We start from the raw sequence: 19,988 nt of genomic DNA, 5'->3' as shown, positions 1-19,988 counted from the left end.
TATAAGATAGGCGAAAAGGCAGGTCTTTTCGCCTTTATTTTATACAAAAAAAGAGATCGAATCCAAATGATTCGATCTCTAAAAAAGCACCCTTAATTGTCAATGTCTTAACTTAATGACATTGCCTAAACGTTCACTGCCTTTTTTAATGAAATAAATTATTTGGTCAACTTTTCTGTACTTTCAAGTAATTCAGCACGTTGAGCTAAATTCATGTAAAGTCTGTTGTTTGAAACAGCGATACCTTCAATTTCACGACCAGTGTGGAATTGATAAGTATCCTTGACTTCACCATTACGAGCAATTTTAGCAATTACATCGTTAAATGCAAGATAGAAGTTGTCATTCTTAGCATCGTATGTGAAACCTTGAGTATAAGTATTTGAAACAATACCAGTCTTAGTTGCACCTACCATAGTTGGGTACCAGTTATCACCTTTACGGTTGAATTCCCAGTATTCAGTTTGGTTCTTTTGCTTGTTGTAAAGAGTTGTGTACATCTTGTGATCACTTACAATAACACCATCGTGGAAGTAACGGCCTTCTGAGTCGCTACCATTCCAGCATTTGAATGTCCAAATCTTATTAATGCGCATATCACTCTTACGGATTTGAAGCAATTCTTCTGATCTATTGCTCTTATATGATGTCTTATTATCATAGTTAACTACATAAATATACTTATCAGTTGCGCCCATAGCTTGACCGTGACCAATTGGAATATATGGACTTACCTTAATATTTTTAACGTAAGAATTGAACTTCTTTTGAGACATATCAAGCAAGTATTGACCATTAAAAGCATTAGTCAAATGGTTTAAATTATAAGCAATGATGTGACCATTAGAAATTTTAGTACTGCTGAGTAAACTAGTGTAAAGCCAGCCGTCTGACATAGCAATACCTTCTGGAATATGACCTACACGGTTAATGTAATCGTCGTCTTTAATGTCTCTAGCAACACTAAGTAAAACTGGTTGGAAGAAACGAGTCTTAAAGGTCATATTACCATTATCAGTAGTGTAACTGTGCTTTGCTTTATCCGGAGCAAAGTCAGTCTTAGTTACGTAGTTAGATGAACTACCATAGTAAGTCTTCCAAGATTTTAGGTCACCACTAAATGGTTGTGCTGAAACACTATCTGCATCAGCAACGCCTTCTTTAGTACTCTTTCTTACAGTAACTTTTACAGTAGCTTTAGCACTACCATAACTATACTTAACCTTGTAAGTACCTGGTTCAGAACAATCAATTGCATCTTCAGAAATTGTAATATCTTGGGTAGGAATAACGGTTCCCATATAGTTAGTTACATAACTAACTGCATCTTCTGGAGCAAAATCAGAATGACTATTTCTTACTAAACTTACAGTCTTAGGAACAGCAATAGTGTTTCTAGTAAACCAGTTTTGGTTAACATATCCTACTTTACGGCCATTAACATAAATGCGCCAGTAGGTACCGTTGTGAGTTTTAATTCGTTGATCAGATTGAATATGAGCATATTGATAGTCACTGGCATCTGCTAACTTCTTAACAGGCTTACCATTCTTAATGCTCTTATAAACATTGTAATGTTTATTACTACCTACTTTAACCATCAAATCGTAAGAAGTACTGGTTTGAACTGGCCCCTTTTTAGCAGTTGAACTATCTTTAGCTTTGTCTGTTTTAGTAGTTGACTTAGAATTAGCGGCAAAAACAGGATTTGAATAACCCATTAATAAACCAACACTAACTGCAACAGCTGATGTTGCAGTTAAAATCTTATTTGTATATTTCAAGCTTGTCCTCCTACAATATTACAACAATATTTTACATAGTTATTATAATATATAAACAATATTCTCAAAAATACAATTTGAATACAAGTAAATCTCTTTATTTGACACTTTTATTACGAAGTGATTTAATTAGCACAGTACTTAAAAGAGTGCTAATTAATACGAAATAAATTTAGGAGGCAAATATATGCTAGTACCTACAGTTATTGAACAAACTGCTCGTGGTGAACGTGCTTATGACATTTACTCACGCTTATTAAAAGATAGAATTATTATGTTGAGTGGCGAAATTAACGACCAAATGGCTAACTCAATTATTGCTCAATTGCTTTTCCTTGATGCACAAGATAACACTAAGGATATTTCACTTTACATTAATTCACCAGGTGGTGTAATTACTTCTGGTCTTGCAATTATGGATACTATGAATTTCATTAAATCAGATGTATCAACTATTGCAATTGGTATGGCTGCTTCAATGGCTTCTATTCTTTTGACTAGTGGTACTAAGGGTAAGCGTTTCGCATTACCTAACTCTACTGTACTTATTCACCAACCTTTAGGTGGAGCACAAGGTCAACAAACTGATATTCAAATTGCAGCTAACGAAATTTTAAAGAGTCGCAAGAAGATTAACGAAATCTTACACGAAACTACTGGTCAACCTTTGGAAAAGATTCAAAAGGATACCGAACGTGATAATTACTTAACTGCTGAAGAAGCTAAGGAATACGGTTTAATCGATGAAATTATGGTTAATAAGAAGAAGTAATCATAAATTATAATCAAAAGAGGATTTGCGTGTGCGAATCCTCTTTTTTTAATCTCTCAAATTTTCAGCCAATTCATGTAACTTTTTGAATCGATGATTAACACCAGATTTTGAAATAGGTCCATCCGGAATTTGATCCGCTACTTCTTTTAAAGTTAATTCTGGATGAGCTAATCTAAAACGTGCTAAAATCTGTAACTTTTCTGGTAAGCTGTCGATTCCTTTTTCTTTTTGAATCAACTGAATATCTTCTACCTGTTTTGCAGAAGCGGAAGCCGTCTTTTTCATATTAGCTGTATCACAATTAACCAAGCGATTAACCGAATTACGCATGTCTCGCATGATTCGTAAATCTTCAAAATTTAGCATAGCATTTAATGCTCCAACTACATGCAAAAAATCTCCGATTTTAGCTGCTTCCTTAAGGTAGACAATGTAACCTCGACGACGTTTCGTCATCTTAGCATTCAAATAAAAATACTCATTCATCAACTTAGCTAAATCTTCATTATGATCTTCATAAGTTGAATAAATTTCTAAATGATATCTACTAGTCTCAGGATTATTAACGCTACCGCCAGCTAAAAAAGCACCTCTAAGATAAGACATTGCACCTTCCCGTGACTTCATAATTCTCTGTGGAATTCTGGTAACTAATCCTCGAGCAGGATCCCAAATATTTAAGTTTTCCAATATTTCTTGCACGTCACGATTAAGTCGAACTAGATACTGATTATTCTTTTTTAATTTCATCTTACGAGAAACAATCAATAATGGTTCAATTCCATATGCAACTTTAATCAGTTTAAAAATTCTTCGTGCAATAGCGGGATTTTCTGTAGTGATATCTAGACTAAATTGATGATCATGAAGATTTAAAACCCCATTCATTCGCAAAAAAGCAGCTAACTCTGCTTTAGCATGCTCTGGATGCACCTCAAGCGAAGTTAGCTCCTTTTTGACTTCACTAGCATAACTAGCCATTATTTTCCTTCATTCTTTTACGTGACATTGCTTCAAATGCCAAATTCATTATTTCCTTTGCTACTTTTTCTCCATCATGAAAGACCAACCCGTGTCGTTGATCAATAAAATCATCGGTAATAACACGACAATTTTGCGCTCTCAAACCATTAAAGTCATTCTTAACAGGTTCAAGATATGCATCATAATCCTCTGGGTGGAATTTACTCATATCAATTTTAGCTCCGTTAACTAAAGCTGTATTGATATAGTTTCCACCTAAGTGACGATTGATTACCTCCACGTGCTCTGCATCGCTAAAGTGATCAGTTTCTCCACGTTGAGTCATGATATTACAAATATAAACTACTTCAGCCGGGGTTTCTCGAACCGCTTCACCTAAATTAGAAATCATCAAATTAGGCAAAATAGAAGTAAATAAACTACCTGGACCTAAGACAACTGCATCTGCCTGCATTATCGAAGCTAAAACAGGTAAAACTGCTTTAGGTGTGGCATTCGAATTAGTATCTGTTACCCAAACACGTTTGATTCTTTTATCTTTTGAGGTAATCTCCGTTTCCCCGGCTTCCGTGGTACCATCAATAAACTCGGCGTTTAACGTTAAAGGTTCGTTAGATGCTGGAAAGACGTGGCCGTCGACCTTCATCATTTTAGATAAAGATTGAACAGCATCAAAAATATTCCCATGCATTTCATTCAAAGCTGCAATGATCAAGTTACCAATAGCGTGGCCTGAGAAGAATGCATCAGATGAATCAAACCGATATTGAAAAATGTCTTTTTCTTCTTGTGGCAAATCACTTAAAGAAACTAACACATTTCTAATATCACCCGGTGGAACAACGTTAATAAAATTTCTGATAGAACCAGATGAGCCACCATCATCGGATACCGTAACAATGGCAGTAATTTCCGCATTTTGATCTTTCAATGCATTTAGAATAACTGGTAACCCAGTACCACCACCGATAACTACTACCCGCGGACGTCTGCCTTTAATTACGCGCACAATTCGCGTTTCTCCATATGACATCGCGATATACCTACTTTCTAATGTAGCGACTTACCTCACGGTGAGTTATATCAACTGGATATTTTTTGGATAAGTCACGAGCAAGTTGTTGTGCAATTGATACACTACGATGTTGACCACCAGTACAACCAATTGCAATTGTCAATTTTTCTTTTCCTTCTTTAATATAACCAGGAATAGCGGTTTCTAATAAATCCAATAATTTTTGATAGAAAACCAGTGTCTCTTCTTTATTCATTACATAATCAAAGACACGCTTATCTAATCCTGTGAATGGACGCAACTCCGGAATATAGAATGGATTAGGCAAAAAACGCACATCCATTACAATATCCGCATCAATTGGCATGCCATACTTAAAACCGAATGACATTACTTCAATTGAAAATGGCTGACGCTTACGGTCACTGAAAGTATTAATTAACTTCTGTTTTAAATCTTTAGTAGATAAATTAGACGTATTAATGATGTAATTTGAACGATTTTTGATTGGCATCAAAATACGACGTTCTTCTTGAATGCCATCTAACAAACGTCCCTTACCATTATTAGCTAGTGGTGGAAGCCGTCTAGTTTCCTTGTAACGTGCTACTAACACATCATCTGAAGCATCTAAAAAGAGAATAGTAGCTTGAACGTTGCCATTATCTTCGAGTGAATTTACCTCATCTAATAAATCTGTATAAAAAGTTTTAACACGTAAATCAATTACTACTGCTACCTTATGGAAATCATTTGAATTATTAATTAAATCCCAAAAGCTTCCCAATAATGTTGGTGGCAAGTTATCAACTACGAAGTAACCCATATCTTCTAAATCATGAGCCACAACAGTTTTGCCTGCCCCACTCATTCCTGTAACAATTAATAATTGTTTCTTATCATCAGCCATTGTTAGCCCTCCTTCTGTAAATTATATCATACCGGGTGTTCCATTATAGTGCAAAAAAAAGAGACCATCGCGGCCTCTTTTTCATAATTATTAACGGTGCATAAATGCAACGACTATTTCATTGATACCAAATACTAACAACCAAAATGCAACTAACCATACTAAACTCAAAGCTGCAAAAAGTGGGTTAAAGATCAAGAAAATAGCAATAACTAAACTTAGAATGTTCAAAACTAAGTTAAAGATAAAGTATCCTGTTGAAAAGTCACGCAAGTGCCATGAAAAGACAATTCCGACAGCTGAGTCGACAAAGAACCAAATTGCAAATAAATATGCAATGGTCAATCCACCAATATCATATGAGCATAAGAACAAAATACCCACAATGATATCTAAAATACCTGAAATAAGTGCTACCCAACTACGTGCAAAGAAAGCACGAAAACGTGAATAACCAGCAAGCCATACTAAACCTTGCAAAATTGACAAAATACCAAAGATTAATACAAATGCATGCAATCCCTTGGCTGGATGTCTAAGAAGCAAAAAAGCAACAACAACCATTAATACACCAGCGATAAAGGCGCCCCAATCGAAGCCATGATTATCTCTAGAACTTGAAAAAATGTCCATTATTCGTCCTCCTTGGTGCCTATTTTACACTTATTCGAGGATAAAAACACTTACGCATTACTTTTTATTTTCCGCATCCCTAGTTAACTTAGTATCACGCTTTAAAACTGGCTTTAAATATTGACCAGTATAGCTTTCTTTCACCTCCGCTATTTCTTCAGGCGTTCCTGTAGCAACAACGTTACCGCCACCTTCACCTCCTTCAGGTCCTAAATCAATAATCCAGTCAGCGTTTTTAATCACATCTAAATTATGTTCAATTACTAGAACAGTGTTTCCTTCATCAACTAAGCGCTGCAAAACTTCAAGCAAACGTTTAATATCATCGGTATGCAGACCTGTCGTTGGCTCATCCAAAATATAGAAATTCTTACCAGTTGATAATTTCTGCAATTCTGCAGCCAACTTCATTCTTTGGGCTTCCCCACCTGATAAAGTTGTAGCAGATTGACCTAATTTAACATAGCCTAAACCTACATCAACAATAGTCTGCAATTTACGTGCAATTTTAGGAATATTTTCAAAGAACTTGCATGCTTCATTAATTGTCATATCAAGCACTTGAGCAATATTCTTTTCACGATAAGTTACTTCCAAGGTTTCTGAATTATAACGACTGCCATGACAAACTTCACATGGGACATACACATCTGGCAAGAAATTCATTTCGATCTTAATAATTCCGTCACCATGACATGCTTCACAGCGGCCGCCTTTAACATTAAATGAAAAACGAGCCTTAGTATAACCTCTCATTTTAGCTTCATTTGTTTGAGCAAAAAGCGTACGAATATCATCGAAAACGCTAGTATAAGTAGCCGGATTACTACGTGGGGTACGTCCAATAGGACTTTGATCAATATCGATAATTTTTTCAATATTTTTATAGCCACGAATTGACTTATATTTACCTGGCTTAGTTGAATTATGGTTTAACTTTTGCGCTAATGCTCGCTTTAAAATCATATTAACTAAAGTTGACTTACCTGAACCAGAAACACCACTCACTACGACAAATTTTCCTAAAGGAAAATCAACGTTAATATTCTTTAAATTGTTTTCTTGTGCACCGGTAATAGTGATCTTCTTACCATTACCCTTGCGGCGTTTTAATGGCACAGGAACAAACTTTTTTCCCGACAAATATTGACCAGTCAAAGACTTAGGATTTTTCTCCACTTCTTCTGGTGTACCTTGAGACATTACCTTACCGCCGTAAACGCCGGCGCCTGGTCCCATATCAATCAGATAATCGGCTTGGCGCATAGTCTCATCATCGTGTTCAACCACAATCAAAGAATTGCCTAAATCACGCATTCTCTTAAGTGAAGCAATCAAACGATCATTATCACGTTGATGAAGTCCAATTGAAGGTTCATCTAAAACATACATAACTCCTGATAAGTTAGAACCAATCTGAGTAGCCAAACGAATACGTTGAGCTTCTCCACCAGATAAAGTATTGGCAGAACGAGAAAGGGTCAAATAATCTAATCCAACGCTGTCTAAGAATGAAAGACGATCACACACTTCTTTCAAAATTGGTTTAGCAATTACAGTTTCTTGTTCACTTAATTTGACGCTCTTAAAGAAATCTAAGGATTTATTGATTGAAAGTTCAGAAGCTTCAGCGATATCCTTGTCCATTACCTTTACAGCCAAAGCTTTTCCATTTAATCGCTTACCGTGACAAGTTGAACAAGTCAGCTCTGTCATATACTTGCCCATCACATCGCGCATAAATTTGGACATTGGATGTTTATAGCGTCTTTCAACATTATCCATTACCCCTTCAAAAGGCTGGGTTGTGTCATTAACGCCAAAATCCCCTGTAACATGAAATTTCACTGGCTTAGTTGAACCGTGAAGAATCGTTTCTCTTTGCTTTTTAGTTAATTTATTAAAAGGCTTGTCCATTGGAATATCAAGTGCTGCACAAGCTTGTTCTAACATTTCAGTGTAATAATTAGACGTCTTCCATGGAGCTAACGCACCTTCTGCCAAAGTTTTGGTCTTATCAGGTACAACCAAATCTTCATCAACGGCTAAATTCATCCCTAATCCATCACAATCAGGACAAGCACCAAATGGCGCATTAAATGAAAATAGTCTTGGCTCCATTTCGCCTACTGTAAAACCACACTTAGGGCAAGCATAATATTCAGAGAAGTTAAGCATCTCCCCGCCAATAACATCAACATTCATGTAGCCATCAGATAAACGAAGAGCTGATTCAATTGAGTCAAACAAACGAGATTTAATACTATCTTTCACGATTAAACGATCCACAACAATATCAATATTATGTCGCTTATTTTTAGCTAAATTAAACTCTTCTCCAATTTCGTGCATCTCACCATCAACAATAACACGAACATATCCAGCACGTTGTACTCGTTTAAAAACTTCCTTGTGTTCACCGCGTTTAGCACGAACAACGGGAGCTAACAATTGGATTTTAGTTCTTTCGGGTAAAGACATGATTCGGTCTACCATTTGATCAACCGATTGTCGTTCAATCAAAGTTCCATCATTCGGACAAATTGGATGACCTACACGAGCCCATAAAAGACGTAAATAATCATTGATTTCGGTTACTGTTCCGACAGTTGAACGTGGATTATGTGATGTGGTTTTTTGATCAATTGAAATAGCGGGATTCAACCCATCGATTGAATCAACATCTGGTTTATCCATCTGGCCCAAGAATTGTCTAGCGTAACTAGAAAGTGATTGTACATAGCGTCTTCTACCCTCTGCATACAAGGTATCAAAAGCTAAAGAACTCTTTCCAGAACCTGATAGACCAGTAACTACTACTAATTGGTTTTTAGGAATAGTTATATCAATATCCTTTAAATTATGTTCTCGTGCACCACGAATAACGATCTTATCATTTACCATTAAAAGCTTTCCCCTTTTTTGTCTTTGGTTTTCTAGATGACTTTTGTAAATCGATAATAGCATCCCGTAAGTTTGCTGCCTCTTCAAAGTCCAACTTTTTAGCGGCTTCCTTCATCTGCTCTTGCAAATTCTTAATCATCGCCTTCTTTTGACTAGCAGTCAATTCATCGAAGTTCAAATCAGCAAAACTATCAGACTTTTTATCTTTATCATCACTTGATGGCTTCGTAATAGAAATTACATCTTGAACAGGCTTGATAATTGTCTTAGGTGTAATTCCATGTTCTTTATTAAACTCTTCTTGAATCTTACGCCGTCTCTTAGTGGCATTGATTGCGGCTCTCATAGAATCAGTAATCGTATCGGCATACATAATTACTTCACCATTTGCATTACGAGCCGCACGACCCATTGTTTGAACTAGCGGACGATATGCACGCAAAAAGCCTTCTTTATCTGCATCCAAGATAGCTACCAGTGAAACTTCTGGCACATCAATACCTTCACGTAACAAGTTAATTCCGATTAACACATCAAATTTACCTAAACGTAAATCACGCAAGATTTTCATTCGCTCAAGTGTCTTAATGTCAGAGTGCAAATATTGCACTTTGATTCCCAGATCCTTTAAGTAATCTGTCAGATCCTCTGCCATCTTTTTGGTCAAAGTAGTAACAAAGACTCGTTCATTGCGATCAATCCGTTTATTAATTTCGCCAACTAGATCATCGATCTGCCCTTCAATCGGCCTTACTTCAATCTTCGGGTCTAGTAAGCCTGTTGGTCGAATAATTTGTTCAACCTTATGATCAGTTCGCTCTAATTCATAATCACCTGGCGTAGCAGAAACATACAGTATTTGATGAACATGCTTTTCAAATTCAGATAACTTAAGTGGACGGTTATCAAGCGCTGATGGTAAACGGAAACCATAATCAATCAACGTCTGCTTACGATTGCGGTCACCATTATACATCGCACGAATTTCGGGCATAGTCGCATGCGATTCATCAATTAAAATCAAGAAATCATCAGGGAAGAAATCTAGCAAAGTATAAGGCGGTTCTCCAGCTTTTCTACCTTCCATGTGACGAGAATAATTTTCAATTCCGTTAGTATAGCCAACTTCACTCATCATTTCCATATCATATGTAGTACGTTGCTTAATTCTCTCGGCTTCAAGTAGCTTGCCTTCGCCTTCAAACTTCTTTACCTGAATTTTCATTTCTTTAGAAATCTCTTTAAGCGCGCGCCGCAATTGTTCATCATTAGTCATAAAGTGCGTAGCTGGGAATAAAGAGATACTTTCTCTTTCACCAATTACTTCTCCAGTCAAAGAGTCAATTTCAACAATGCGATCTATTTCATCCCCGAAAAATTCGATACGATAAGCATGATTCGAGTTACCAGCTGGGAAAATCTCTACCACATCGCCGCGAACACGGAAACGTCCCCGTTGAAAATCGATATCGTTGCGGTCATATTGCAAGTTTACCAAATCACGCAATAATACATTACGATCATATTCTTGACCTTCATGAATCATCAAAACGCTACGGGCATATTCTTTAGGATCACCTAAACCATAAATTGACGATACAGAAGCTACGACAATAACATCGTTACGCTCCATTAAAGCTGAAGTAGTGGCGTGTCGCAACTGATCGATTTCATCATTGATAGCCGAATCCTTTTCGATATAAGTATCGGATTGAGGAACATAAGCTTCTGGCTGATAATAATCGTAGTAAGAAACAAAATACTCAACTGCATTATGAGGAAAGAAACTTTTAAACTCGCCATAAAGTTGACCTACTAAAGTTTTATTATGCGTAATTACCAAAGTGGGCTTATTCAAGTTAGCAATAATATTGGCCATAGTAAAAGTCTTACCAGTACCAGTTGCACCCTCCAAAATTTGTTCTTTATAGCCTTTTTTAAAGCCAGCAGTTAATTTATCAATAGCCTGCTCCTGGTCTCCAGCAGGTTTAAATTTAGATACTAATTCAAATTTGCGATCTTTTTGTCGTTTAATCATGGTCAAAAACTCCTCATGAAAAAAGTTGGACCAAATTGTCCAACTTTCTAATTAGTATTTATATTTTACTACCACGAACGTGTTTTCGCACGAAATATGCCCATTTTATTTAAGAAGTTCAGCTAAAGCTGCTTGGTAGTCTTGTGCAGCCTTCTCTGCAGTTGCGATATCCTTCTTATTTACACCAACATAAGCCTTGATAACTGGTTCAGTACCTGATGGACGAAGAGCAACCCAAGTTTCATCATCTAAGAAGTACTTCAATACGTTTGATTCTGGGAATTCTTCAAGTGGTGTAACATTACCATTTTCAATAGTTTCTTTCTTCAAGAAGTCTTGAATCTTGTTAACTTTGACACCATTGATTTCGCTTAAATGTTCATCACGCAACTTGCTCATGAGGGCTGCCATCTTCTTTTGACCGCCGATACCTGGCATTTCGATAGCCTTGGTAATTTCATAAGCTACACCGTACTTCTTCCAGATTTCTTGCAAGCCATCAAAAACAGTCATGTCCTTAGAAGCATAGTAACTAGCAACTTCGGCAAACATCAATGCACCTTGCATAGCATCCTTGTCTCTAGCAAATGGTTTGAATAAGTAACCATAACTTTCTTCAAAGCCCATGAGGAACTTAACATCGCCAGCCTTCTTCATGCGGTCAACTTCTTCACCGATATACTTGAAGCCAGTCAAAACGTGTTTAGTCTTAATGCCAAAATCTTCTGCAATCTTAAATGGTAAAGCACTTGAAACAACTGAAGTAACGATTTCATAATCGCTAGTCAACTTGCCACTTTCTTTCATATGAACAAGCAAGTAGTAAGCCATCAAAGTAGCAATTTGGTTACCAGTCAAAACTTGGAAGTCGCCATCAGATTTTCTAACAGCTGCACCCATTCTATCAGCATCTGGATCAGTAGCAATGATTACGTTAGCATTAACTTCATCAGCTAATTTAAATCCAGGCTTGAAGACATCACGATATTCCGGGTTAGGCTTAATTGTAGTTGGAAATTCTGGGTCAATGATTGATTGACTAGGAACTGGAATTACATTGTCAAAGCCACCTTGTCTAAAGGCACGATCATAAAGCATCTTACCTGTACCATGAAGTGGTGTGTAAATAATCTTTAACTTATCAGCATTTGCTTTAACCATTTCAGGATCAACCGTTACTTGCTTTAATTCATTCAAATAGTCTTCATCAACATCTTCACCGATTAATTGCAAAGTACCATTTGCCCGTAATTCTTGGACAGGTGCTGCCTTTACACTAAAAATGTCAGTTACTTTTTGAGCATATGCAAATAAACGATCTGCGTTTTCTGGTGCCATTTGTGCACCATCTTCACCATAAACCTTGTAACCATTATATTGCTTAGCATTGTGAGAAGCAGTGATATTAATACCTGCAAAAGTATGCAAATGACGAACAGCATATGAAAGTTCAGGTGTTGGTCTTAAATCATCAAACAAATATACGTGAATCCCGTGTGCACCTAAAATACGTGCTGCATGTTCCGCAAATTCTCTTGAGTGATATCTTGAATCAAATGAGATAGCTACACCGCGCTTTTTAGCTTCTTCACCATTTTCATCAATCAATCTTGCTAAGCCTTCAGTAACTCTGCCAACTGTAAAAAGATTGATTCTATTAGTTCCGGGTTCAAGACGACCTCTCATTCCGGCAGTTCCAAAATTGATATCTTGACCAAAGGCATCTTCAATCCATTTTTCATCTTTACCTAAAGTATCTAATTGATCCTTTAAATAATCAGGTAAATTATTAGCATTTTGCCATTCTTCAAAAACTTCTTTTGCGTTCATATTTTCCTCTATTCATCAAAATAAATACGTATCGGATTTTAAAGCTGTCTTTAACTTTTTATTATCTAGTAACAATTATAAAACTTCTGCTTTATTAATTTAACGCTTTAACTACTAAAAAGTCATTTTTTTATTTCATTTTTAGCTGGAATGACTCTGTCTTTTCTGATCTATATTATTAACAATAAAAGACATGCTCATCTGAACATGTCTTTTCATCCTTATTTTATTAAAAATTAAAGGCGAATTTCTGGCTTAGGATCTCTGCCCATCATTTGCTTAATTTCTTCAGCTACATCAGTGTTTTCGTAAAGAACACGGTAAATAGCTTCACAAATTGGCATATCGATGTTCTTTTCTTCGCTAAGTTCATGAACGGCTTTAACAGTAGTTGCACCTTCTACAACTTGACCCATGTTTTCAAGAACGTAATCTAAGCTCTTGCCTTCACCGATTTGTTTACCGGCACGCCAGTTACGTGAGTTAACTGAAGTACAAGTTACGATCAAGTCACCAATACCTGATAAACCACTAAAAGTCATTGGCTTAGCACCAAAGTAGTTAACACCTAAACGAGTAATTTCAGCTAAACCTCTAGTCATAAGTGCTGCCTTAGCATCATCGCCGTAGCCTTGTCCTACTAAAATACCAGCTGCAATGGCGATAACGTTCTTAACGGCACCACCAACTTCTACACCAACTAAATCATCATTTGTGTAGAAACGAACATAATCATTTGAGAAAATCTTTTGAACTTTCTTAGCATTTTCTTCATCAGTTGAAGCACATGCAATAGCAGTTAAATCTTTTTGAGCTACATTTTCAGCATGACTTGGACCTGAAATAGCTACGATCTTATCTTCATCATTTGGATAAACTTCTTCAGTCAAGATTTCTGAAATAAGCTTCTTAGTACCTGGTTCAATACCTTTAGTTGCAGTAACTAAAAGTGGCTTAGCACCTGTCTTGTCCAATACCTTACGTACATTCTTAGCAACAATTCTTACTGCCTTAGTTGGTAAAACAAATAAAACTAATTCTGCACCATCAAGTGCTTCTTCAAGGTCTCCAGTAGCCTTAGTAGTTTCATTTAATTTCCAATCTTTCATGTAGTGACTATTGGTATGAGTTTTATTAATTTCTTCGTTAACACTATCAATGTTACCGTAAAGAGTCACATCGTTTCCGTTATCGGCTAACATTGAACCTAAAACTGAACCCCATGAACCATTACCTAAAACTGAAATCTTTGTCATTTTTTCTCTCAAACTTTCTATATTGAAATTTTTATCTAAACTAATCTCTTGTATATGGATATTTTAACCCACTGCCTTGCAAATACCACTTTGGTTTAACTACTTTACGACGATAAATCCATAAAATAATTGTTGCAATAAATAAAACCAAGCTCAGTGCCTGCGATACACGAATCATTCCAAAAGCATACAAACTATCCGTTCTCAGACCCTCGACAAAGAATCTTACTACACTATACCAAAGAAGATAAGTCATGAAAACTTCTCCTTGTTTAAAGACATGTTTTCGATGACGCAGAGCCAGAATTAAAATTAATCCTATCAAGTTAAAAAAAGACTCATAAAGAAAAGTAGGTTGATAATATGTCCCACCTATTTTCATCTGCTGAATAATAAACTCAGGCAAATGAAGACTTTGTAAAAAATGAAGGGTAGTTGGACCACCATGAGCCTCTTGATTTACAAAATTACCCCACCGACCTAAAATTTGAGCGGCCATTACACCAGGTGTAATAATATCTAGCATCAAAAAAGGTGGCAACATTCTTTTGTAACAAAAAATCAAGAGTACTATTAATCCTGCAATTAATCCGCCATAGATGGCAATTCCACCATGCCAAATAGCAATAATTTGATCTGGATGTTGAGAATAATAACCCCATTCAAAAATTACGTAATATATTCTAGCACCTACATAGCCTAATGGCACGGCCCATAAGAGTAAATCAATAAAATCATCACTGATTATTTGTCTTTTCTTTCCTTCCTCAATGGACATCCACGCAGCAAGTACGATTGCTACGGCCATAATAATACCGTACCATTTTACGCTTAAATTTCCTAATTGAAATGCAACTGGATTAATTACCATATTAATCATTATGATGTGGCTCCTTGTTCGTATCCTCTTTTGAATGTTCTGAAATTAAACTGGTCAAATTATTATCAAAAGTTTGTGCAGCATCGTAACCCATTTGCTTAGCTCTAAAGTTCATCGCAGCTACTTCAATAATACTTTCAATGTTACGTCCGACCTTAACTGGAATATTAACCTGTGGAATAGGGACGTTGCAAAGCGTACGTGCATTTTCTTCAAAGCCTAAACGATCATAGTTAGCCTTAGGATCCCAGTTAACCAAGTTAATTACCAATTGAATCTCAGTTCTGCTCTTAACAGCACCGGCACCAAATAAGTTCATTACATCAATGATCCCGATCCCTCTGATTTCCATCAAATGACGCAAAATCTTCGGAGCTTCACCTACAACAGTGTTGTGATCTTTTTGGAAGGCATCTACTCGGTCATCCGCAATCAAACGGTGGCCTCTTTGAACCAAACCTAAAGCCGTTTCAGATTTACCAACACCAGAAGCGCCGGTTAGCAGGACACCCATACCTTTAATTTCAACCAAAACTCCGTGAATACTAGTTCTTTTAGCTAAACGCGCACGTAAATATTCAGTCAAAATACTTGAAATATAGGTGGTTGATTCTCCAGTCCGCAAAATTGGAATCTGAGCTTCTTCTGCGGCTTCCGCTAATTCTTTAGGCACAGGTAAAGAACGTGATATCAAAAAGCATGGTGTAGCCATAGTAGCCATTTTATTAAATACATGCATTCTAATATCGTGGTCTAATCTAGCAGCATATGAGATTTCAGTACGACCCAATAATTGAATACGTTGTGCAGGATAAAAATCAAAGTATCCCGTTAACTCCAATCCTGGACGATAAATATCAGAAACATATATTTCATCATCTTTAATATATTCATGTCCTTGATACACCTCAAGAATACTTTTATTGTCTTCAATTAATTTGCTTAATTTTACTGCATCGGCCATAGTTTTTTACCTCCCAACTATTTATCGATATCTTTTGTAGTCACATTTTTAGCTTGTTTGCGGGGACGGGATTGTGACTGAGTGGAATTAACATTTTTAAACCAATCATAGTAATTACCACTACTTGGCATATTATTCTTATTTTTTCTTCCCGTAAACCCAATCAACCAAATAATTGCGATTGCAATTAAAGCGACTGGCAACAATAGAATAAACGCTTTAAAAAAGACAAATAATAAACTTAATATGATTAACGCTATTAAAACTAACGTTACAATGCCTAAAAAACTCATCTTTCATTTACTCCGGATTTTCTTGACTAAGAAGCCATTGCAAATATGAATAAATAAATGGCTGCAGTTTTCCATCCATTACGCCATTAACATCTGCAGTTTCATATCCTGTGCGTAAATCTTTAACCAAGTTATATGGATGGAAAACGTAAGATCTAATTTGAGATCCCCAACCGATTTCTTTTTGATCACCTTTTAAAGCCTGCTTTTGCTTCCGCTTCTTCTCCTCTTCTAAGTGAAAAAGCTTTGCTCTCAATTCATTCATTGCAGTTTCACGGTTTTGAAGCTGCGAACGCTGAGCCTGAGAAGTAGTCACAATGCCTGTAGGCAAGTGAGTAATTCTTACCGCACTAGAAGTTTTGTTAATGTGCTGTCCACCAGCACCACTAGAACGATAAACATCAACTCGTAAATCTTTAGGATCAATATCAATTTGAATACTGTCATCTATTTCAGGAATCACTTCTACTGAAGCAAAAGAAGTGTGCCGTCTTTTGGCCGCATCAAAAGGTGATATTCTAACCAATCGGTGAACTCCATTTTCTGATTTGAGCATCCCATAAGCATTTTTGCCGCTTATTCTAACGCTTACGCTCTTAAGTCCAGCTTCTTCACCAGGTTCATAATCATTAATCTCAAACTTAAAACCTGCTGCATCACAATATCTTTGATACATCCGGAAAAGCATTTGACCCCAATCCATCGCTTCAGTACCACCGGCACCTGGGTGGATTTCAAGGAGTGCATTATGACTATCGTATTTACCTGATAACAATAAGTCTAATTCATAATTATGAAACGCTTCTTGCAGATTTTTTAAATCAGTTTCTACTTCTTGATGCAAATCTGGATCTGGTTCTTCACGTAAAAGTTCAAGCGCAGTGGTTTCATCTTCATAGCCCTGTTGCAATTTCAAAAACGAATCACGTTTTTCTTTTAACAGATTATTGTCACTAATTAATTTTTGCGCTTTCTCTTGATCATTCCAAAAATCCGGTTCAGCCATCTTTGCTTCATTTATTTCGATGCTTTCATCAATTGCATCTAAGTCAAAGAGACCCCCTAAAGTGATCTAGGCGTTTCTTTAATTCGTCTAGCACACTTTGAATTTCACTAATTTCCATTTAAACTCAATTCCCTTTACTAATAATTGCAAAAAAAGGGAAGCTGTTAACTCCCCTCTTTCTTTATTAACGACTAAGATTTTGTCTAATTTCAGCCTTCATGAACAAACGAGTTACATCAAATTCAATATTTGAAATCATTTCTTCAAACATTCTGTAACCAGAATCTTGATATTCAACAAGTGGATTAAGTTGTCCATAACCACGAAGTCCAATTGATTGACGCAATTGATCCATTGCATCAATGTGATCAGTCCAGCGATCATCAACAACACGTAAGATAACAACTTTTTCGAATTCAAGCATTTGACTAGGATCGCCTAATGCCTTTTCCTTATCTTCAAAGTTCTTTTCCACAATGTCGTATAACTTCTTCTTTAAGTCCTCGACACTAATAGTCTTAAAGTCAATTGAATCTGTAACTTGTTCAGAAGTTAAACTTGAAGAAATAAAGTCGCGCAATGAATCAAGACGCCATTCGCTTCTATCGCCTTGAGTAAACATATCAACTTGACTATCAATTGTACGGTGAATCATCGGAACTAAAATATTCTTTAATGATTTATCAGCATCAATTACTTGCATTCTTTCACCGTAAATAATTTCACGCTGAATACGCATAACATCATCGTATTGCAAAGTTTGCTTACGAGTATCGTAGTTGTTACCTTCAACACGCTTTTGAGCTGATTCAACTTGGCGGGTGATTAAACGACTTTCAATTACCTTATCATCATCATTGTCTGATAAACGATCCAAGAAGTCTTTAACACGGTCTCCACCGAAACGCTTCATCAAGTCATCTTCAAGTGATAAGTAGAAACGAGTGTAACCTGGGTCACCCTGACGACCAGAACGACCACGAAGCTGATTATCAATACGACGTGATTCGTGACGTTCAGTACCAATTACGGCTAAACCACCAAGTTCCTTAACACCAGGCCCAAGCTTAATATCAGTACCACGACCAGCCATGTTAGTAGCGATAGTAACAGCTCCACGTTGACCGGCATTCATAATAATTTGAGCTTCTTTTGCGTGATTCTTAGCGTTTAAAACAGCATGTGGAATACCTGCTTCATCAAGCAAATTACTCAATCTTTCTGAACTTTCGATGGCTACAGTACCAACTAGCACAGGTTGACCTTTAGCATGGCGCTTCTTAATTTCTTCAACTACAGCATGGAATTTTGAATCCAAAGTTGGGTACAAAATATCAGGCATATCTTTTCTGGCAATTGGACGGTTAGTTGGAATTGTGATTACCTGCATATTGTAGATTTCACGAAATTCTTCTTCTTCAGTCTTAGCAGTACCAGTCATACCAGATAACTTCTTGTACATTCTGAAGAAATTCTGGTAAGTAATTGTAGCTTGCGTCTTTGATTCTTCTTGAATCTTAACGCCTTCCTTAGCTTCAATTGCTTGGTGTAAACCGTCTGAGTAACGACGTCCTTCCATTACACGACCAGTGAATGAGTCAACGATTAAAACTTCGCCGTCTTGAACAACGTAATCGATATCCTTAAGCATGATGTAGTTAGCACGAAGAGCTTGATCGATGTGGTGAACCAACTTTTGGTTTTCAACATCATATAAGTTTCTTAAACCAAAGTGCTTACATGCCTTTTCAATCCCAGTTCTAGTAAGAGAAATGGTCTTAGTTGGCCAGTCAATCTTGTAATCGCCGTGATCTTCATCATCGTCGGCGTCATCATCGCTCTTATCTTCAGATAAAGTCTTAACAAAGCGATCTGCACGAATATAGTCACTATTTGCTTGTTCAGCTTCACCAGAAATAATCAAAGGAGTTCTAGCTTCATCGATTAAGATAGAGTCAACTTCGTCGATAATAGCGTAGTTCAATGGACGTTGTACCATTTGTTCCTTGTAAACAACCATGTTGTCACGCAAATAGTCAAAGCCAAGTTCTGAGTTAGTTGAGTAAGTAACATCACAGTTGTAAGCTGCACGCTTTTCGTCTGGTGACATTGAGTTCAAGTTCAAACCGACAGTTAAGCCAAGCCACTTGTAAAGTTGACCCATTTCTTCTTCGTCACGACTTGAAAGGTATTCGTTAACAGTAACAACGTGTACACCCTTGCCTTCAAGTGCGTTCAAGTATACTGGCATGGTTGCTGTCAAAGTCTTACCTTCACCAGTCATCATTTCGGCGATGTTACCGTAGTGAAGTGCAATACCACCCAAAATTTGTACGTGGAATGGGTAAAGTCCTAATACACGCTTAGCACCTTCACGAGCAACTGCGAATGCTTCTGGTAAAAGATCATCCAAACTTTCGCCCTTCTTTAAACGGTCACGAAATTCTGGTGTCTTTGCTTGCAATTGTTCATCAGATAGCTTGCTCATTTCATCTGCATGAGCTTCTACCTTAGCTGCGATTTTTTCAAATTTCTTAAGTTCTCTTTTATCGTCGTTATATAGTTTCTTTAAAATATTTACCATTAAATCGGTCCTTATATGTCGTAAAGTCTAAAAATACAGAATAATTTTAACATGTTTATCAGCAAAATAAAAATATTCTAAACAAAAAAAAACCACGCTCAAACAAACGCGAGGTTTTTAATTAACGAGTGT

The 19,988-nt window shown here is 36.6% G+C and carries 15 protein-coding genes; 1 reads left to right on the top strand and 14 read right to left on the bottom strand.

Annotated elements, in window-relative coordinates:
* Positions 1-158 precede the first annotated feature (158 nt).
* A complete protein-coding gene (locus tag CP357_RS03480; protein ID WP_098036552.1) occupies positions 159-1,784 on the bottom strand; it encodes an SH3-like domain-containing protein in 1,626 nt (541 codons plus the stop codon).
* A gap of 187 nt (positions 1,785-1,971) precedes the next feature.
* On the opposite strand from CP357_RS03480, the gene clpP reads away from it, so the two are divergent.
* The gene (gene clpP / locus CP357_RS03475; protein WP_005718663.1) at positions 1,972-2,556 is read left to right on the top strand and encodes an ATP-dependent Clp endopeptidase proteolytic subunit ClpP; all 585 of its coding nucleotides are present in this window, start codon (positions 1,972-1,974) and stop codon (positions 2,554-2,556) included.
* 48 nt (positions 2,557-2,604) lie between these two features.
* Here clpP and whiA read toward each other — a convergent pair whose 3' ends face one another.
* The 13 genes from whiA to secA all read right to left on the bottom strand — a co-directional run bounded on the left by whiA (position 2,605) and on the right by secA (position 19,856).
* Positions 2,605-3,540 carry a DNA-binding protein WhiA gene (gene whiA / locus CP357_RS03470; protein ID WP_025005150.1) on the bottom strand — a complete coding sequence of 312 codons (936 nt, stop codon included), beginning with the start codon at positions 3,538-3,540 and terminating at the stop codon, positions 2,605-2,607.
* Positions 3,533-4,576, bottom strand: a complete 1,044-nt coding sequence (yvcK, locus tag CP357_RS03465) for a gluconeogenesis factor YvcK family protein (RefSeq protein ID WP_025005151.1) — start codon at positions 4,574-4,576, stop codon at positions 3,533-3,535. Before yvcK ends, whiA begins: the two co-directional genes overlap by 8 nt.
* 10 nt (positions 4,577-4,586) lie before the next feature.
* On the bottom strand, positions 4,587-5,468 hold the full coding sequence (gene rapZ, locus CP357_RS03460; protein ID WP_098036551.1) for an RNase adapter RapZ: 882 nt from the start codon (positions 5,466-5,468) through the stop codon (positions 4,587-4,589).
* A 90-nt stretch (positions 5,469-5,558) separates the two neighbouring features.
* On the bottom strand, positions 5,559-6,101 hold the full coding sequence (locus CP357_RS03455) for an HdeD family acid-resistance protein (RefSeq protein ID WP_098036550.1): 543 nt from the start codon (positions 6,099-6,101) through the stop codon (positions 5,559-5,561).
* A gap of 57 nt (positions 6,102-6,158) precedes the next feature.
* The gene (gene uvrA, locus CP357_RS03450; protein WP_098036549.1) at positions 6,159-9,005 is read right to left on the bottom strand and encodes an excinuclease ABC subunit UvrA; all 2,847 of its coding nucleotides are present in this window, start codon (positions 9,003-9,005) and stop codon (positions 6,159-6,161) included.
* On the bottom strand, positions 8,995-11,043 hold the full coding sequence (gene uvrB / locus CP357_RS03445) for an excinuclease ABC subunit UvrB (RefSeq protein WP_098036548.1): 2,049 nt from the start codon (positions 11,041-11,043) through the stop codon (positions 8,995-8,997). The genes uvrA and uvrB overlap by 11 nt, the downstream gene beginning before the upstream one ends.
* A 105-nt stretch (positions 11,044-11,148) precedes the next feature.
* Positions 11,149-12,873, bottom strand: coding sequence for a phospho-sugar mutase (locus CP357_RS03440; RefSeq protein ID WP_098036547.1), 1,725 nt, complete (start codon positions 12,871-12,873; stop codon positions 11,149-11,151).
* A 236-nt stretch (positions 12,874-13,109) separates the two neighbouring features.
* Positions 13,110-14,129, bottom strand: coding sequence for an NAD(P)H-dependent glycerol-3-phosphate dehydrogenase (locus CP357_RS03435; protein ID WP_025005155.1), 1,020 nt, complete (start codon positions 14,127-14,129; stop codon positions 13,110-13,112).
* A gap of 40 nt (positions 14,130-14,169) precedes the next feature.
* The gene (gene lgt / locus CP357_RS03430; protein ID WP_198995851.1) at positions 14,170-15,009 is read right to left on the bottom strand and encodes a prolipoprotein diacylglyceryl transferase; all 840 of its coding nucleotides are present in this window, start codon (positions 15,007-15,009) and stop codon (positions 14,170-14,172) included.
* Positions 15,002-15,973 carry an HPr(Ser) kinase/phosphatase gene (hprK, locus tag CP357_RS03425; protein ID WP_098036545.1) on the bottom strand — a complete coding sequence of 324 codons (972 nt, stop codon included), beginning with the start codon at positions 15,971-15,973 and terminating at the stop codon, positions 15,002-15,004. Before hprK ends, lgt begins: the two co-directional genes overlap by 8 nt.
* A 17-nt stretch (positions 15,974-15,990) precedes the next feature.
* On the bottom strand, positions 15,991-16,266 hold the full coding sequence (locus CP357_RS03420; protein WP_025005157.1) for a hypothetical protein: 276 nt from the start codon (positions 16,264-16,266) through the stop codon (positions 15,991-15,993).
* Between the two features lie 7 nt (positions 16,267-16,273).
* Positions 16,274-17,390 (bottom strand): peptide chain release factor 2 gene (gene prfB, locus CP357_RS03415; RefSeq protein WP_164477382.1). Its coding sequence is split into 2 segments (ribosomal slippage): positions 16,274-17,317 and positions 17,319-17,390, totalling 1,116 coding nucleotides; the frame shifts between segments, so codons are not numbered across the junction.
* Positions 17,391-17,456: 66 nt separating this feature from the next.
* Positions 17,457-19,856, bottom strand: coding sequence for a preprotein translocase subunit SecA (secA, locus tag CP357_RS03410; protein ID WP_098036543.1), 2,400 nt, complete (start codon positions 19,854-19,856; stop codon positions 17,457-17,459).
* Positions 19,857-19,988: the final 132 nt, after the last annotated feature.

It is taken from the genome of Lactobacillus sp. UMNPBX6 (assembly GCF_002553975.1).
Lineage (GTDB): Bacteria > Bacillota > Bacilli > Lactobacillales > Lactobacillaceae > Lactobacillus > Lactobacillus gallinarum.
The sequence above is the reverse complement of the archived record's forward strand: the minus strand, read 5'-3'. Positions and strand labels throughout refer to the sequence as shown.

Coding starts and splice junctions, on each gene's coding strand:
- yvcK (WP_025005151.1), bottom strand. CDS start 4,576: ATGTCATATGGAGAAACGCGAATTGTGCGCGTAATTAAAGGCAGACGT.
- whiA (WP_025005150.1), bottom strand. CDS start 3,540: ATGGCTAGTTATGCTAGTGAAGTCAAAAAGGAGCTAACTTCGCTTGAG.
- uvrA (WP_098036549.1), bottom strand. CDS start 9,005: ATGGTAAATGATAAGATCGTTATTCGTGGTGCACGAGAACATAATTTA.
- lgt (WP_198995851.1), bottom strand. CDS start 15,009: ATGATTAATATGGTAATTAATCCAGTTGCATTTCAATTAGGAAATTTA.
- rapZ (WP_098036551.1), bottom strand. CDS start 5,468: ATGGCTGATGATAAGAAACAATTATTAATTGTTACAGGAATGAGTGGG.
- hprK (WP_098036545.1), bottom strand. CDS start 15,973: ATGGCCGATGCAGTAAAATTAAGCAAATTAATTGAAGACAATAAAAGT.
- clpP (WP_005718663.1), top strand. CDS start 1,972: ATGCTAGTACCTACAGTTATTGAACAAACTGCTCGTGGTGAACGTGCT.
- CP357_RS03440 (WP_098036547.1), bottom strand. CDS start 12,873: ATGAACGCAAAAGAAGTTTTTGAAGAATGGCAAAATGCTAATAATTTA.
- CP357_RS03435 (WP_025005155.1), bottom strand. CDS start 14,129: ATGACAAAGATTTCAGTTTTAGGTAATGGTTCATGGGGTTCAGTTTTA.
- uvrB (WP_098036548.1), bottom strand. CDS start 11,043: ATGATTAAACGACAAAAAGATCGCAAATTTGAATTAGTATCTAAATTT.
- secA (WP_098036543.1), bottom strand. CDS start 19,856: ATGGTAAATATTTTAAAGAAACTATATAACGACGATAAAAGAGAACTT.
- CP357_RS03420 (WP_025005157.1), bottom strand. CDS start 16,266: ATGAGTTTTTTAGGCATTGTAACGTTAGTTTTAATAGCGTTAATCATA.
- CP357_RS03455 (WP_098036550.1), bottom strand. CDS start 6,101: ATGGACATTTTTTCAAGTTCTAGAGATAATCATGGCTTCGATTGGGGC.